The following is a 15,097-nucleotide window of genomic DNA, read 5'->3' as shown; positions in this document are numbered from 1 at the left end:
TCGAAGAGTTTCTCTTGGTTATCCACAGTGACCCCTTACCAAAACATGCCGTCAATTAGCGCGAAGTAACTAGTTGGACAGACCAAGTTCCTTGTCGAGAAACTCAAACACCTGGTCGGGTGTCGCCGATTCGAGTTCAACCTCGCCGCTGCCGGATTCCGCTTCGCCCTGCTTCTCGATCCACTTCGACAGAATGCTCTGCAGCCGCCTCGTGATTCGCTCGCTCGTGTCCTGGTCGGGTGCCGGACCGGACAGGCTGGATTCGAGCCGGTCGAGGTCGTCGAGCACCGGCACCGAGTCCGCCTCGTCCGGGGCGAGTTCGGTGCGCAGCCAGGCGGCCACCGCCACCGGGGTGGGGTAGTCGAAAATCAACGTAGCGGGCACCCGCAGTCCGGTCGCGGTGTTCAACCGGTTGCGGATCTCCACCGCGGTCAGCGAGTCGAACCCGAGGTCCTTGAAGGCCTGCTGGGCCTGGACCCCGTCCGCCGACGCGTGGCCCAGGACCACGGCCGCCTCGGCCCGTACGAGGTCCGACAGCAGCCGCTCCTGCTCGGCCCGGTCCAGGCCCGCCAGCCGCCGGCCCAGCTCGCCCTCGCCCGGGCCGGCCGCCTCGGCGGGCCGGGCGGCGGCGGTGGCGATCCGGCGGACCTCCGGCAGGTCCCGCACCAGCGGGGCCTTCGGCAGGTCCACCGCGGTCTGCGCCAGCAGGGCCCAGTCCACGTCCATCACCGTCACCACGGCGTCGGGGCCGCGCAGCGACTCGTCCAGGGCCCGGACCGCCAGCTGCGGGTCCATCGCCGACATCGGGAGCTTCTTCATCCGCTCCCGGATCGCCTCCTTGGACTCCGCCAGGCCGCCGCCGCCCCACTGGCCCCAGGCCACCGACAGACCGGTCAGCCCGCGGGCCCGCCGGTTCTCGGCCAGGGCGTCGAGGTGGGCGTTGGCGGCCGCGTAGTTGCCCTGCCCGGCGGAGCCGAGGGTCGACGCCGCGGAGGAGAACAGCACGAAGGCGTCCAGGTCCAGGTCGGCGGTCAGCTCGTCGAGGTGGGCGGCGCTCGCGGCCTTGGCGGCCAGCACCGTCTCCAGGCGGGCCGGGGTGAGGCGGTCGACGACGCCGTCGTCCAGGACGGCGGCGGTGTGCAGCACCGAGGACAGCGCCGGACCGGTCTTCCCGATCCGGTCCACCAGCCCGGCCAGCGCCGCGCGGTCGCTCACGTCGCAGGAGACGACGTCCACCGCGGTGCCGCGCTCCGCCAGTTCGGCGACCGTGGCCGCGACCCCGGCGGCCGCCGGGCCGGAACGGCCCGTCAGCACGACGCGCGGCGCGCCCCCTTCGGCCAGCCAGCGGGCCACGTGCCCGGCGATGGCGCCGGTGCCGCCGGTGATCAGCACGCTGCCGCGCGGGGTCCAGCGGTCCTCACCGGCCCGCACCCCGGCGGCCCGGCTCATCCGGCGGCCCAGCATCCCGGCCGGGCGGATGGCGACCTGGTCCTCGCCGCAGCCGGCGAGCACCGCGACCAGCCGGGCGCCGGCCCGGTCGTCCAGCACCTCGGGCAGGTCGATCAGACCGCCCCAGCGGTCCGGGTGCTCCAGGGCGACGACCCGGCCGAGGCCCCAGACCTGTGCCTGCGCCGGAGCGGTCGGCAGCTCGCCGGGCGTGGCCGCGACCGCGCCGCGGGTGGCCGGCCAGAGCGGTGCCTCGATCCCGGCGTCGCCGAGCGCCTGGATGAGGGTCAGGGTGGCGGCCAGCCCGCCGGTCACCACCGGGTGGTCCGGCAGCGGTGTCCCGTCCAGCGCCAGCAGCGACAGCACGCCGGTCACGCCGGACGGCTCCGCGCCCGCCTCCCGGAGCGCCCGGGCGAGCAGCGCGGACAGGACGGCGCGGTCCGTCGTCCCGGCCGGGACCTCGACCGGCACGACCTCGGCCCCGCGCACACCCAGCGCGACCGCGCAGCCCTGCGCCAGGTCGCCGGCGGCGTCCGCCTCGGGCACCGCGACGAGCCAGGTGCCGGTGAGCACGCCCGGGTCGGGCTCGGCGACCGGCGCCCAGCCCATCCGGTAGCGCCAGCTCGCGGTGGTCGAGCGGTCCAGGTCGTGGCGCCGCCACGTCGTCAGCGCGGGCAGCAGTTCGCCGAGCCGCTCGCGCCCGTCCTCGATCGCCAGGGTGTCCGCGAGCTGTTCCAGGTCGCCGCCCTCGACGGCCGCCCAGAACGCGGACTCGGCCGGTGTGGCCGCCCCGTCCCGGCCGGTGGCCGGGCCGCCCGCCGGCAGCGCCGAGGGGACCTTCGGCCAGAAGCGGTCGTGCCGGAAGGCGTACGTCGGCAGGTCCACCCGCCGGCCGGCCGGGAGGACGGCCGTCCAGTCGACGGCCGCGCCGTTCACGAAGGCCTCGGCGAGCGAGGTCAGCAGGCGCTGGGCGCCGCCGTCGTCACGCCGCAGGGTGCCGCAGACGGCGGCGGGCACGGCGGCCGCGCCCGCCTGCTGCGCGACCTCCTCCAGGGACTCGGTCATCGCGCCGAGCAGCACCGGGTGCGGGGAGACCTCGACGAACACCCGGTACCCCTGTCCGGCGAGCGTGCGCACCGCCCGGTCGAAGTGCACCGTGGCGCGCAGGCTGCCGTACCAGTAGGCGGCGTCCAACTCCTCACCGGTCAGCGTCTCCCCGGTCATCGCGGACACCATCGGGATCCGGCCCGGGCGCGGTTCCACCGCGGCCAGCACGGACATGATCTCCGCTTCCAGCCGCTCGACCTGCGCCGAGTGCGAGGCGTAGTCCACCGCGACCATCCGGGCACGCACGCCCTCGGCCTCGAACTCCGCCCTCAGCTCCTCCAGCGCCTCCGGCTCACCCGAAACCACCACCGCGGACGGCCCGTTGACGGCTGCGAGGGAGAGCCGCTCGCCGAAGCGCGCGATCCGCTCCTCCACCACCGCGGCGCTCCGGCTCACCGACAGCATCCCGCCGAGACCGGCCAGCACCTTCAGCGACTGAGAGCGCAGCGCCACCACGCGGGCGCCGTCCTCCAGCGACAGCATCCCCGCGACGGTCGCCGCCGCTATCTCGCCCTGCGAGTGGCCGACCACCGCCTCGGGTGCCACCCCGGCGGCCTCCCAGACCGCCGCCAGCGACACCATCACCGCCCACAGCGCCGGCTGGACGACATCCGCCGCCTTCAACTCCGGCGCACCCTCGGCGCCCGCCAGGACGTCACCCAGCGACCAGTCCACATACGGCGCCAGCGCCGCCTCGCACTCCGCCAGCCGGGCGGCGAACACCGGGTTCACCGCGGCCAGTTCACGGCCCATCCCGACCCACTGCGAACCCTGGCCGGGGAAGGCGAACACCGGCCGCGCGTCGGCCCGGGCCACGCCCGACACCACCGACCCCGCGGACACGCCCGCCGCCAGGCTCTCCAGCCCGGCGGCCAGCTCCGCGCCGTCCCCGCCCACGACCACGGCCCGGTGCTCGAACAGGGACCGGGTCGCGACCAGCGACCAGGCCAGGTCGGCCGGCTCCGCCCCGGGCCGGGCGGCCACCCACTCGCGCAGCCGGCCCGCCTGGCCCGCCAGTGCCTTGGGCGAGCGGCCCGACAGCACCCACGCGCCGGCCCCGGACGGCGCCGGCGCCGCGGGCTCGACGGCGTCGGCCGCCGGTGCCTCCTCCAGGATGATGTGCGCGTTGGTGCCGCTGATCCCGAACGAGGAGACGCCCGCCCGGCGCGGCCGCCCGTTCGCCCGCCACGGCACCGGCTCGGTGAGCAGCCGCACGTGCCCGGCCGACCAGTCGATGTGCGGGGACGGCTCGTCCACGTGCAGCGTCCGCGGCAGTTCCTCGTGCTGGAGCGCCAGCAGCATCTTCATCACCCCGGCCACCCCGGCGGCCGCCTGGGTGTGCCCGAGGTTGGACTTCACCGACCCCAGCCAGACCGGACGGTCCTCGGGGCGGTCCTGCCCGTAGGTCGCCAGCAGCGCCTGGGCCTCGATCGGGTCGCCGAGCTTGGTGCCCGTGCCGTGCGACTCGACCGCGTCCACGTCGGCGGCCGTCAGCCCGCCACTGGCCAGCGCGGCCCGGATCACCCGCTGCTGCGAAGGCCCGTTGGGGGCGGTGAGGCCGTTGGACGCGCCGTCCTGGTTGATCGCCGAACCGCGCACCACCGCGAGCACCGGGTGCCCGTTGCGGCGCGCGTCGGACAGCCGCTCCACCACGAGCATGCCGACGCCCTCGGCCATGCCCATCCCGTCGGCGGACGCGGCGAACGCCTTGGACCGGCCGTCCACGGCCAGCCCGCGCGCCTGGGAGAAGGCGATGAAGCCGTCCGGGGCCGCCATGACGGTGATGCCGCCCGCGAGTGCGAGCGAGCACTCCCCCGCCCGGACCGACTGGCAGGCCAGGTGCAGCGCCACCAGCGACGAGGAGCACGCCGTGTCCATCGTGACGGCGGGCCCCTCCAGGCCGAAGGTGTAGGACAGCCGGCCCGAGAGCACGCTGGTCGCGTTCCCGGTCATCACATGGCCGTCGATGCCCTCGAACTCGGACTCGCCTTCGAGGCTCATCCCGGCGTACCCCGACCCGTAGCCGCCGACGAAGGCGCCGGTCAGGCTGCCGCGCAGGGCGGCCGGGTCGATCCCGGCCCGCTCGAAGGCCTCCCAGGACACCTCGAGGAGCAGCCGCTGCTGCGGGTCCATCGCCAGCGCCTCGCGCGGCGAGATCCCGAAGAACGCCGGGTCGAAGCCGCTGACGTCCCGGACGAAGCCGCCCTCGCGGGTGTAGGACGTCCCGGCGTGCTCGGTGTCCGGGTCGTACAGGGCGTCGAGGTCCCAGCCGCGGTCCTGCGGGAACGGGCCGATCGCGTCCCGGCCCGAGGCCAGCAGCTCCCACAGCTCCTCCGGGCCGGCGGCGCCGCCGGGGAACCGGCAGGCCATGCCGACGATCGCGATCGGCTCGTCCGCCACCGCGGCGGACGGCCGGACCGCCGGGGCCGCGGCGGGCAGGCCGCCCGCCAGTTCGCCGCGCAGCAGCGCGGCCAGCGCGACGGGGGTGGGGTGGTCGAAGACCAGCGTGGCCGGCAGCCGCAGCCCGGTCTCGGTCCGCAGCCGGTTCCGGAGCTCCACCGCGGTCAGCGAGTCGAAGCCCAGGTCGGTGAAGGCCCGGGTGGGCTCGACCGCCTCGGCGGAGGCGTGCCCGAGCACCGCGGCCACGTGCGCCCGGACCAGGTCCAGCAGCGCCCGGTCACGGTCCTGGCCGGAGAGCCCGGCCAGCCGGTGCCGCAGCGCCTCGCCGGCCTCGGTGCCGGTCCCGGCCGCGGCGGCGGCCCGCCGGACCCGGCCACCGGCCAGCGCCCGCCACAGCGGCGGGACGTCCCCGCTGCGGGCGGCCCGCGCCCGCAGGTCCGCCAGGTCCAGCCGGGCCGGCACCAGGACGGCCTCGCCGCGGGTGAGCGCCTCGTCCAGCACGGCCAGGCCCTCATCGGCGCCCAGCGCCGCGACCCCGGACCGGCTGATCCGGCTCAGCAGCCGCTCGCCCAGCTCCCGGCCGATGCCCGCCTCGTGCACCCAGGGGCCCCAGGCCAGCGACAGGCCCGCCAGGCCGGCGGCCCGGCGGTACCCGGCCAGCGCGTCCAGGAAGGAGTTGGCGGCGACGTAGTTGCCCTGCCCCGGTGCGCCGAAGACGGCGGCGGCCGAGGAGAACAGGACGAAGTGCGCCAGGTCCAGGTCCCGGGTGAGTTCGTGGAGGTGCCAGGCGGCATCGACCTTCGGCCGCATGACCGCCGCCAGCCGGTCGGCGGTGAGGGTACCGATCACGCCGTCGTCGATGATCCCGGCGGCGTGGAAGACGGAGCCCAGCGGGCGGTCGGCCGGGATCGTGGCCAGCAGCGCGGCCAGCGCGTCCCGGTCCGCCACGTCGCACGCCACGATCCGGACCGGGGCGCCCAGCTGCGCCAGCCCGGCCGCCAGCGCGGCCGTGCCGGGGGCGGCGGGGCCCGAACGGCTGGTCAGCACCACGCCGTTGACCTGCCCGGTCACCACCAGGTGCCGGGCCACCAGACCGCCCAGGGTGCCCGTCCCGCCGGTCACCAGCAGCGTCCGCGGGCCGCCGGCCGCGCGGCCCACGGGGCGTTCAACCGCTGCTCCAGCGCCGGACGGACGGCCCAGCCGCCGGCCCAGCACGGCCGTGTCACGGAGGGCCAGCTCCGGTTCGCCGGTGGCGAGGACGCCCGGCAGAACGGCGATCCGCTCGGCCGTACCGGTGGCGGGCAGGTCCACCAGGACCAGCCGGCCGGGGTTCTCCGACTGCGCCGAGCGCAGCAGGCCCCGGACGGCGGCGGCGGCCAGGTCGGCCACGGCCTCGCCCTCCCCGGCGGCCACGCCGCCCCGGGTGACGACCACCAGCCGGGCGTTCTCCAGGCGCTCCTCGGCCAGCCACTCCTGGGCCAGCGCCAGCGCGTCGGCGGTGCGGCGGCGGGCGGCCCCGGCCACGTCGCCGTCCTCGGCCTCCTCGGCCCCCGCACAGACCAGCACGACCTGCGGCTCGGCCTCGGCCGCCTCGGCCGGACCGGTGAAGGACCGGACCGGCACACCGGCCGCGGCCAGCGCCTCGACCAGACCGAACCGGTCGGCGCCGATCAGCGCCCACGCCCCGACCGGCACCTCGGCCACCGGGACCTCGGCCACCGGGGCCCACTCCTCCACGAACAGCGCGTCCGACACCCCGCTGTCGGCGGCCCGCAGCTGCGCGGCCGACACCGGCCGGCTGACCAGCGACTCCACCGACACCACCGGGGAGCCGGCCGGGTCCACGGCCGTCAGCGCCAGCGCCCCCCGGGCGTCCCGCCGCAGCCGCACCCGCAGGACGGTCGCCCCGCTCGCGTGCAGCTCGACGCCCGTCCAGGCGAACGGCATCCGGACCTCGCCCGGCCCGCCGTCCGCGTCCGCCGGGGCCGTGCCCTCCAGCAGCGCGGCGTGCAGGGCCGCGTCGAGCAGCGCCGGGTGCAGACCGAACGCACCCGCCTCGCGCGCCACCGGCTCCGGCAGCGCCACCTCGGCGAAGACGTCCTCACCGCGCCGCCAGGCGGCCCGCAGCCCGTGGAACGCCGGGCCGTACACCTCCGCCAGCCGGACGGCGTACACCTCGCCGACGTCGAGCGCGGTCGCGCCCTCCGGCGGCCAGACCGACAGCTCCCCGGGGGCCGGCCGCTCCGCCGGGACCGGGGCCACCGCGCCACTCGCGTGCCGCGTCCAGTCCTGCTGCGGGTCGGACACGTCGGGGCGGGAGAACACCTCGACCGCGCGGCGGCCCTCGGAGTCCGCCTCGGCCAGCACCACCTGGACCTGGACCCCGCCGCCGTCGGCGGGCAGCACCAGCGGCGCCTGGAGCGTCAGTTCCTCCAGCAGGCCGCAGCCCACCTGGTCCCCGGCCCGGACCACCATCTCGACGAAGCCGGTCCCCGGCAGCAGCACCGTCCCGCCCACCGTGTGGTCGGCCAGCCACGGGTGCGTCCGCACGGAGAGCCGCCCGGTGCAGACCAGGCCCGCGCCGCCGCCCAGTTCGACCGCCGCGCCCAGCAGCGGATGGTCCACCGCGCCCAGGCCCAGCGACGCCGCGTCCCGGCCGGCACCCACCGGCGACAGGGGCAGCATCCCCTGCGGCCAGTACCGCTCGTGCTGGAAGGCGTACGTCGGCAGCTCGACCCGCTCGGCGGCGGGGAGGACGGTGCGCCAGTCCACCGGAGCGCCGTTGACGAAGGCCTCGGCGAGCGAGGTGACCAGCCGGGTCACGCCGCCCTCGTCACGGCGCAGGGTGCCGCAGACGGCGGCGGGCACGATGCCCGGGCCGGCCTCCTGGGCGACCTCTTCGAGCGTGTCGTTCATCGCGCCCAGCAGCACCGGGTGCGGAGTCACCTCGACGAACAGCTGGTGCCCCTGGACCGCCAGCGTGCGCACCGCACGGTCGAAGTGGACCGTGGCGCGCAGGCTGCCGTACCAGTAGGCGGCGTCCAGCTCCTCACCGGTCAGCGTCTCCCCGGTCATCGCCGAGACCATCGGGATCCGGCCCCGGCGCGGCGCCACCGCCGCGAGAACCTCGGTGATCTCCGCTTCGAGGCGGTCCACCTGCGCCGAGTGCGAGGCGTAGTCCACGGCGACCAGGCGGGCCCGGACACCCTCCGCCTCGAACTCCGCCCTCAGCTCCTCCAGCGCCTCGGGCTCACCCGAAACCACCACCGCCGACGGCCCGTTGACCGCCGCCAGCGCCAGCCGCTCACCGAAGCGCGCGATCCGCTCCTCGACCACGGTGGCCGACCGGCTCACCGAGAGCATCCCGCCCAGGCCCGCCAGCACCTTCAGCGACCGCGAACGCAGCGCCACCACCCGGGCACCGTCCTCCAGCGACAGCATCCCGGCTACCGTCGCCGCCGCTATCTCGCCCTGCGAATGCCCCACCACCGCAGCAGGCTTGACACCGGCGGCCTCCCAGACCGCCGCCAGCGACACCATCACCGCCCACAGCGCCGGCTGGACGACATCCGCCGCCGTCAACTCCGGCACACCCGCCAGGACATCGCCCAGTGACCAGTCCACATACGGCGCCAGCGCCGCCTCGCACTCCGCCAGCCGCGCCGCGAACACCGCGCTCGACAGCGCCAGTTCACGGCCCATGCCGACCCACTGCGAACCCTGGCCGGCGAAGGCGAACACCACCCGCGCACCCGGCCGCGCCCCACCCGACACCACCGACCCCGACGGCACACCGGCCGCCAGGCTCTCCAACCCGGCCACCAGCTCGGCGCGCTCGGTACCGACCACCACCGACCGGCGCTCGAAGGCCGACCGCGTCGTCGCCAGCGACCACGCCACCTCCGCCGGATCCACCGACGGCCGTGCCGACACCCACGCGTGCAGCCGCTCCGCCTGCGCCGTCAGCCCCTCGGCCGACTGGCCCGACACCAGCCAGGCACCGGCCCCTGACACCACCGGCGCCACGGCCTCGACCACCTCGGAGGTCTCGACGACCGCCGGCGCCTCCTCGACGATGACGTGCGCGTTGGTGCCGCTCATCCCGAACGAGGAGACCGCTGCCCGGCGCGGCCGCTCCCCCACCGGCCACGGCACCGACTCGGCCAGCAGCCGCACCTCACCCATCGACCAGTCCACGTGCGAGGAGGGCTCGTCCGCGTGCAGCGTCTTCGGAAGCTCCTCGTGCTGGAGGGCGAGGATCATCTTGATCACGCCCGCCACGCCGGCGGCCGCCTGGGTGTGCCCGATGTTGGACTTCACCGACCCCAGCAGCAGCGGCCGGCCCTCCGGCCGTTCCCGGCCGTAGGTGGCCAGCAGCGCCTGCGCCTCGATCGGGTCGCCCAGCGTGGTCCCCGTCCCGTGCGCCTCGACCACGTCCACGTCGGCGGCCGACAGCCGCGCGTTCGCCAGCGCGGACCGGATCACCCGCTGCTGGGACGGGCCGTTCGGCGCCGTCAGGCCGTTGGACGCGCCGTCCTGGTTCACGGCGGAGCCGCGCAGCACCGCGAGCACCGGGTGACCGTTGCGCCGGGCGTCGGAGAGCCGTTCGACCACGAGCATGCCCGCGCCCTCGGCCCAGCCCGTCCCGTCGGCGTCCTCGGAGAACGCCCGGCAGCGGCCGTCGGCCGACAGCCCCTGCTGCCGCGAGAAGTCGATGAACATGCCGGGCGTGGCCATCACCGTGGCACCACCGGCCAGCGCGAGCGTGCACTCGCCCGAGCGCAGCGCCTGGGCCGCCAGGTGCAGGGCGACCAGCGAGGACGAGCAGGCGGTGTCGATGGTCACCGCCGGGCCCTCCAGGCCCAGCACGTAGGAGACCCGGCCGGAGAGCACGCTGGTCGCGTTCCCGGTCAGCAGGTGGCCCTCGACACCGGCCCCGCCCTCACCCGCCAGGGTGAAGCCGTACCCGGACGCGTAGCCGCCGGCGAAGACGCCCGTCGCACTGCCGTGCAGCGCCGCCGGGTCGATGCCCGCCCGCTCCAGCGCCTCCCACGAGGTCTCCAGCAGCAGCCGCTGCTGCGGGTCCATCGCCAGCGCCTCGCGCGGCGAGATCCCGAAGAACCCGGCGTCGAACTCCGTGGCGTCCCCCACGAAGGCGCCCTGCGCCACGTACGAGGTGCCCTCGCGCTCGCCGTCCGGGTCGTAGACGCCGTCCAGGTCCCAGCCGCGGTCGGTCGGGAAGGCGCCCACCGCGTCACCGCCCGAGGCCAGCAGCTCCCAGAACTCCTCGGGGCTGCCGGCCCCGCCCGGGAAGCGGCAGGCCATGCCCACGATCGCCAGCGGTTCGGCCGCGGCCGCGGCCGCCACGACGACCGGCCCCGGCCCGGCCGCGTCCCCGGTCAGTTCGCCCCGCAGGTAGCCGGCCAGCAGCAGCGGGGTGGGGTAGTCGAAGACCAGGGTGGCGGGCAGCCGGATGCCGGTCGCCACGCCCAGCCGGTTGCGCAGTTCGACGGCGGTCAGCGAGTCGAAGCCCAGGTCCTTGAACGACCGCCGGTCCTCGACCGCGTCCGCGGAGGCGTGCCCCAGTACGACGGCCACCTCGGCCCGGACGATGTCGGTGAGCGCCCGCTCCTGCTCGGCCCGGGTGAGCCCGGCCAGCCGCCGGGGCAGTTCACCCTCGGTCCGGGTGCCGTCCCCGCTCCCGGCGCCCCGGGCGGTCAGCCGGCGGACCTCCGGCAGCTCGCGGAACAGCGGTGCCTCCCGCAGGTCCGCCGTGCCCTGCGCGGACGCCAGTTGGGCCCAGTCGACGTCCATCACGGTGACGACGGCGTCCGGCCCCTCCAGTGCCCCGCCCAGGGCGCGGGCGGCGAGCCGCGGGTCCAGCGGCGGCATCGGGCCGCGCTCGACCCGCGCCCGGGCCGCCGCGCTGGACTCGGCGAACCCGCCGCCGCCCCAGGCGCCCCACGCGACCGACAGGCCCGGCAGGCCCCGGCCGCGGCGGTTCTCGGCGAGGGCGTCCAGGTAGGCGTTGGCCGCCGCGTAGTTGCCCTGACCGGCGGCGCCCAGCGTGGAGGCGGCCGAGGAGAACAGCACGAAGGCGTCGAGATCGAGGTCGGCGGTCAACTCGTCGAGCAGCTGCGCGCCTTCGGCCTTCACCCCGAGCACGGACGCCAGGCGCGCCGCCGAGAGGCGGTCGACCACGCCGTCGTCCAGCACCGCGGCGGTGTGCAGCACCGAGGACAGCGCCGGACCGGTCTCCCCGATCCGGGCCAGCAGCCCGGCCAGCGCCGACCGGTCGCCGACGTCGCAGGCCACGACGTCCACTCCCGTACCCCGGCCGGCCAGTTCGGCGGCGGTGGCCGCGACCCCGGCGGCCGCGGGGCCGGAGCGGCTGGTCAGCACCAGCCGCTCGGCTCCGCGCTCGGCCAGCCACCGCGCCACGTGCCCGGCGATGGCGCCGGTGCCGCCGGTGATCAGCACGCTGCCGCGCGGCGACCAGCGGTCCCGGTCGCGGGTCTGTCCGGCCCGCTTGAGCCGGCGGCCGAGGATCCCGTCGGCCCGGATCGCGACCTCGTTCTCCCCGGCACCGGCCAGCACCGCGACCAGCCGGGCACCGGCCCGGTCGTCCAGCACCTCGGGCAGGTCGATCAACCCGCCCCAGCGCTCGGGGTGTTCCAGACCGACGACCCGGCCGAGCCCCCAGACCTGCGCCTGCACCGGGTGGGCCAGCGCCTCGCCCGGACCGGCGGCCACGGCGCCGCGCGTCGCCGGCCAGAGCGGCGCGCCGATCCCGGCGTCGCCCAGCGCCTGGACGAGCGCCAGCGTGGCCGCCAGCCCGGCGGTCACCCCCGGGTGGTCCGGCACGCGCGTCTCGTCCAGGGCGAGCAGTGACAGCACACCGGAGACGGCGGAAGGCTCGACCGCCGCGCCCAGCAGCGCGGCCACCTCGGCCCGGTCCACGGCACCGGCCGGGACCTCGACCACGACGACCTCCGCGCCACGCGCCGCCAGCGCGGCCGCGCACGGCTGCTTGCCCGCACCGGCCGGCACCACCACCAGCCACGTCCCCGACAGCACCCGCGCGTCGGGCTCCGCCACGGCCGACCAGGCCGTCCGGTAGCGCCAGTCGGTGGTCACCAGGCGGTCCAGCTCGCGGCGCCGCCAGGACGCCAGCGCCGGCAGTACCTCGGCGAGCTGCCGCTGGTCCTCGATGGCCAGCGTGTCGGCGATGCCCGCCAGGTCCCCGTCCTCGACGGCCGCCCAGAACCGCGCCTCCCCCGCCGTGCCCGCACCGTCGCCGCCGCCCGCCGCCGGCGGCGTGAGCGGCACCACGCCCTCCGGCCAGAAGCGCTGCTGACGGAAGGCATAGGTGGGCAGCTCGACAGGCTTCCCGGCGGGCAGAACCGAGCTCCAGTTCACCGGCACGCCGTGCACGAAGGCGCGGGCGAGACCCGTGACGAAACTCGCGACGCCCTCCGCGTCGCGCCGCTGGAGGGGGACGAACACGGGCTCGTCCCCGTCGATCCCCGCCACCGCGTCCGGGCCGAGCGAGGAGAGCGACCCGTCGGGGCCGACCTCGACGAACACCGAGACACCCTGGCGGGCCAGCGTCGCCACCGCGTCCGCGAAGCGCACCGCCTGGCGCGTCTGCGCCGGCCAGTAGCCCGCCTCGGGCTCGGTGACCAGCTCACCCGAAAGCGCGCCCGCCCACAGCACAGCCGGCCGGTGGTACTCCAACCCGTCGGCCACGGCCGCGAGTTCCTCCAGCACCGGGTCCATCGCCGGGGAGTGGAAGGCGTGCGAGACCCGCAGCCGCCGCACCCGGCGACCCCGCTCCCGCCACAGCTCCACCACCTCATCGACGGCCTCGACCGAGCCGGAGACCACCACCGACTCCGGCCCGTTCACCGAGGCGATCACCACCCCGGGCACCAGCTCGGCCAGCACCTCGGCCTCCGAGACGTTGACCGCCGCCATCGCCCCGCCCGCCGGCAGCGCCTGCATCAACCGCGCCCGCGCCGCCACCAGCCGCACCGCGTCCGGCAGCGACAGCACCCCGGCCACATACGCGGCCGCGACCTCGCCCACCGAGTGACCGACTACCGCGTCCGGCGTCACGCCCGCAGCCGCCAGCACCGCCGCGACGCCCACCTCGAAGGCGAACAGCCCGGCCTGCGCGTACAGCGTCTGCTGCGCCAGCGACTCGTCCACACCCTCGGCGCCGAGCACCACGTCCCGGACCGAGACGCCCAACTCCAGCTCCAGCAGCCCGCAGACCCGGTCGAAGACCTCGGCGAAGACCGTGCTCGCCGTGTACAGACCCCGGCCCATGCCGACCCACTGCGAACCCTGACCGGCGAAGACCAGACCCACCCGGGCACCCGGCCGCGCCACACCCGACACCACCGCGGCCGAGGAGACCCCGGCGGCCAGGCTCTCGATGCCACCGACCAGTTCGGCCCGCTCGGTGCCCACCACCACGGCCCGGTGCTCGAACGCCGAACGCGTCGCCGCCAGCGACCACGCCACGTCCACCGGCGCCAGCTCCGGACGCGCCACCGTCCAGGCGCGCAGCCGGCCCGCCTGCGCCGTCAGGCTCTCGGCCGTCCGGCCCGACACCAGCCACGCACCGGCACCCGCCAGCAGCGGCGCCACGGCCTCGGCCCGGGCCGTCTCGGGAGCCGGCGCCTCCTCCACGATGACGTGCGCGTTGGTCCCGCTGATCCCGAACGAGGAGACCGCCGCCCGGCGCGGCCGCTCCCCGGCGGGCCACGGCACCGGCGCCGTCAGCAGCTCGATCTCACCGGCCGTCCAGTCCACGTGCGAGGACGGCACCTCGGCGTGCAGGGTCTTCGGCAGCTCCTCGTGCTGCATCGCCAGCACCATCTTGATCACGCCCGCCACCCCGGCGGCCGCCTGGGTGTGCCCGATGTTGGACTTCACCGAGCCCAGCCACAACGGCCGGCCCGCCGGCCGCTCCCGGCCGTAGGTGGCCAGCAGCGCCTGCGCCTCGATCGGGTCACCCAGCGTGGTCCCCGTCCCGTGCGCCTCCACCACGTCCACGTCGGCGGCCGACAGCCGCGCGTTCGCCAGCGCGGCGCGGATCACCCGCCGTTGCGAAGGCCCGTTCGGCGCGGTCAGACCGTTCGACGCGCCGTCCTGGTTCACCGCCGAGCCGCGCAGCACCGCGAGCACCCGGTGCCCGTTGCGCCGCGCGTCCGACAGCCGCTCCACCACGAGCATGCCCACGCCCTCGGCCCAGCCCGTGCCGTCCGCGTCCTCGGAGAACGCCCGGCACCGGCCGTCCGCCGACAGCCCCTGCTGCCGCGAGAACTCCACGAAGGTCCCCGGCGACACCAGGACGGTGACACCGCCCGCCAGGGCCAGCGTGCACTCGCCCGAGCGCAGCGCCTGGGCCGCCAGGTGCAGGGCGACCAGCGAGGACGAGCAGGCGGTGTCGATGGTGACCGCCGGGCCCTCCAGGCCCAGTGCGTAGGAGACCCGGCCGGACAGCACGCTGGTCGCGTTGCCGGTCATCAGGTGACCCTCGACGCCGGACCCGGCCTCGGCGGACCAGGAGACCCCGATCCCGTAGTTGGACGCGAATCCGCCCGCGAACACCCCGGTCGCACTCTCCCGCAGGGTCGCCGGGTCGATGCCCGCCCGCTCCAGCGCCTCCCACGAGGTCTCCAGCAGGAGCCGCTGCTGCGGGTCCATCGCCATGGCCTCGCGCGGGGAGATGCCGAAGAACCCGGCGTCGAACCGGGTCGCGTTCCGCAGGAACGCCCCCTGCGCCACGTACGAGGTGCCCTCGCGCTCGCCGTCCGGGTCGTAGACGCCGTCCAGGTCCCAGCCGCGGTCGGTCGGGAAGGCGCCCACCGCGTCACCGCCCGAGGCCAGCAGCTCCCAGAACTCCTCCGGGGTGTCCGCGCCCCCCGGGAAGCGGCACGCCATTCCGACGATCGCCACCGGCTCCGCCGTCTGCTCCTGCACCTCGCGCAGTCGGGCGCGGGCGTCCTGGGCGTCTGCGATGGCCCGCTTCAGGTAACTACGGAGCTTGTCCTCGTCGGACACGGTCATCTCCCAGCAATGGTGTTTTTCGGCAGAGTCAGGGGCGGGCTGCCCCGCACGGTGTGTGCGGGGC

General features: G+C 76.3%; 1 protein-coding gene. It reads right to left on the bottom strand.

The features are described 5' to 3' along the window. Positions 1-69: 69 nt before the first annotated feature. Positions 70-15,027, bottom strand: coding sequence for a type I polyketide synthase (locus ACFWA9_RS01600; RefSeq protein WP_380382329.1), 14,958 nt, complete (start codon positions 15,025-15,027; stop codon positions 70-72). Positions 15,028-15,097 lie beyond the last annotated feature (70 nt).

Origin of the sequence: Kitasatospora sp. NPDC059973, from assembly GCF_042737525.1 — a bacterium.
Taxonomy (GTDB): Bacteria; Actinomycetota; Actinomycetes; order Streptomycetales; family Streptomycetaceae; genus Kitasatospora.
The sequence above is the reverse complement of the archived record's forward strand: the minus strand, read 5'-3'. Positions and strand labels throughout refer to the sequence as shown.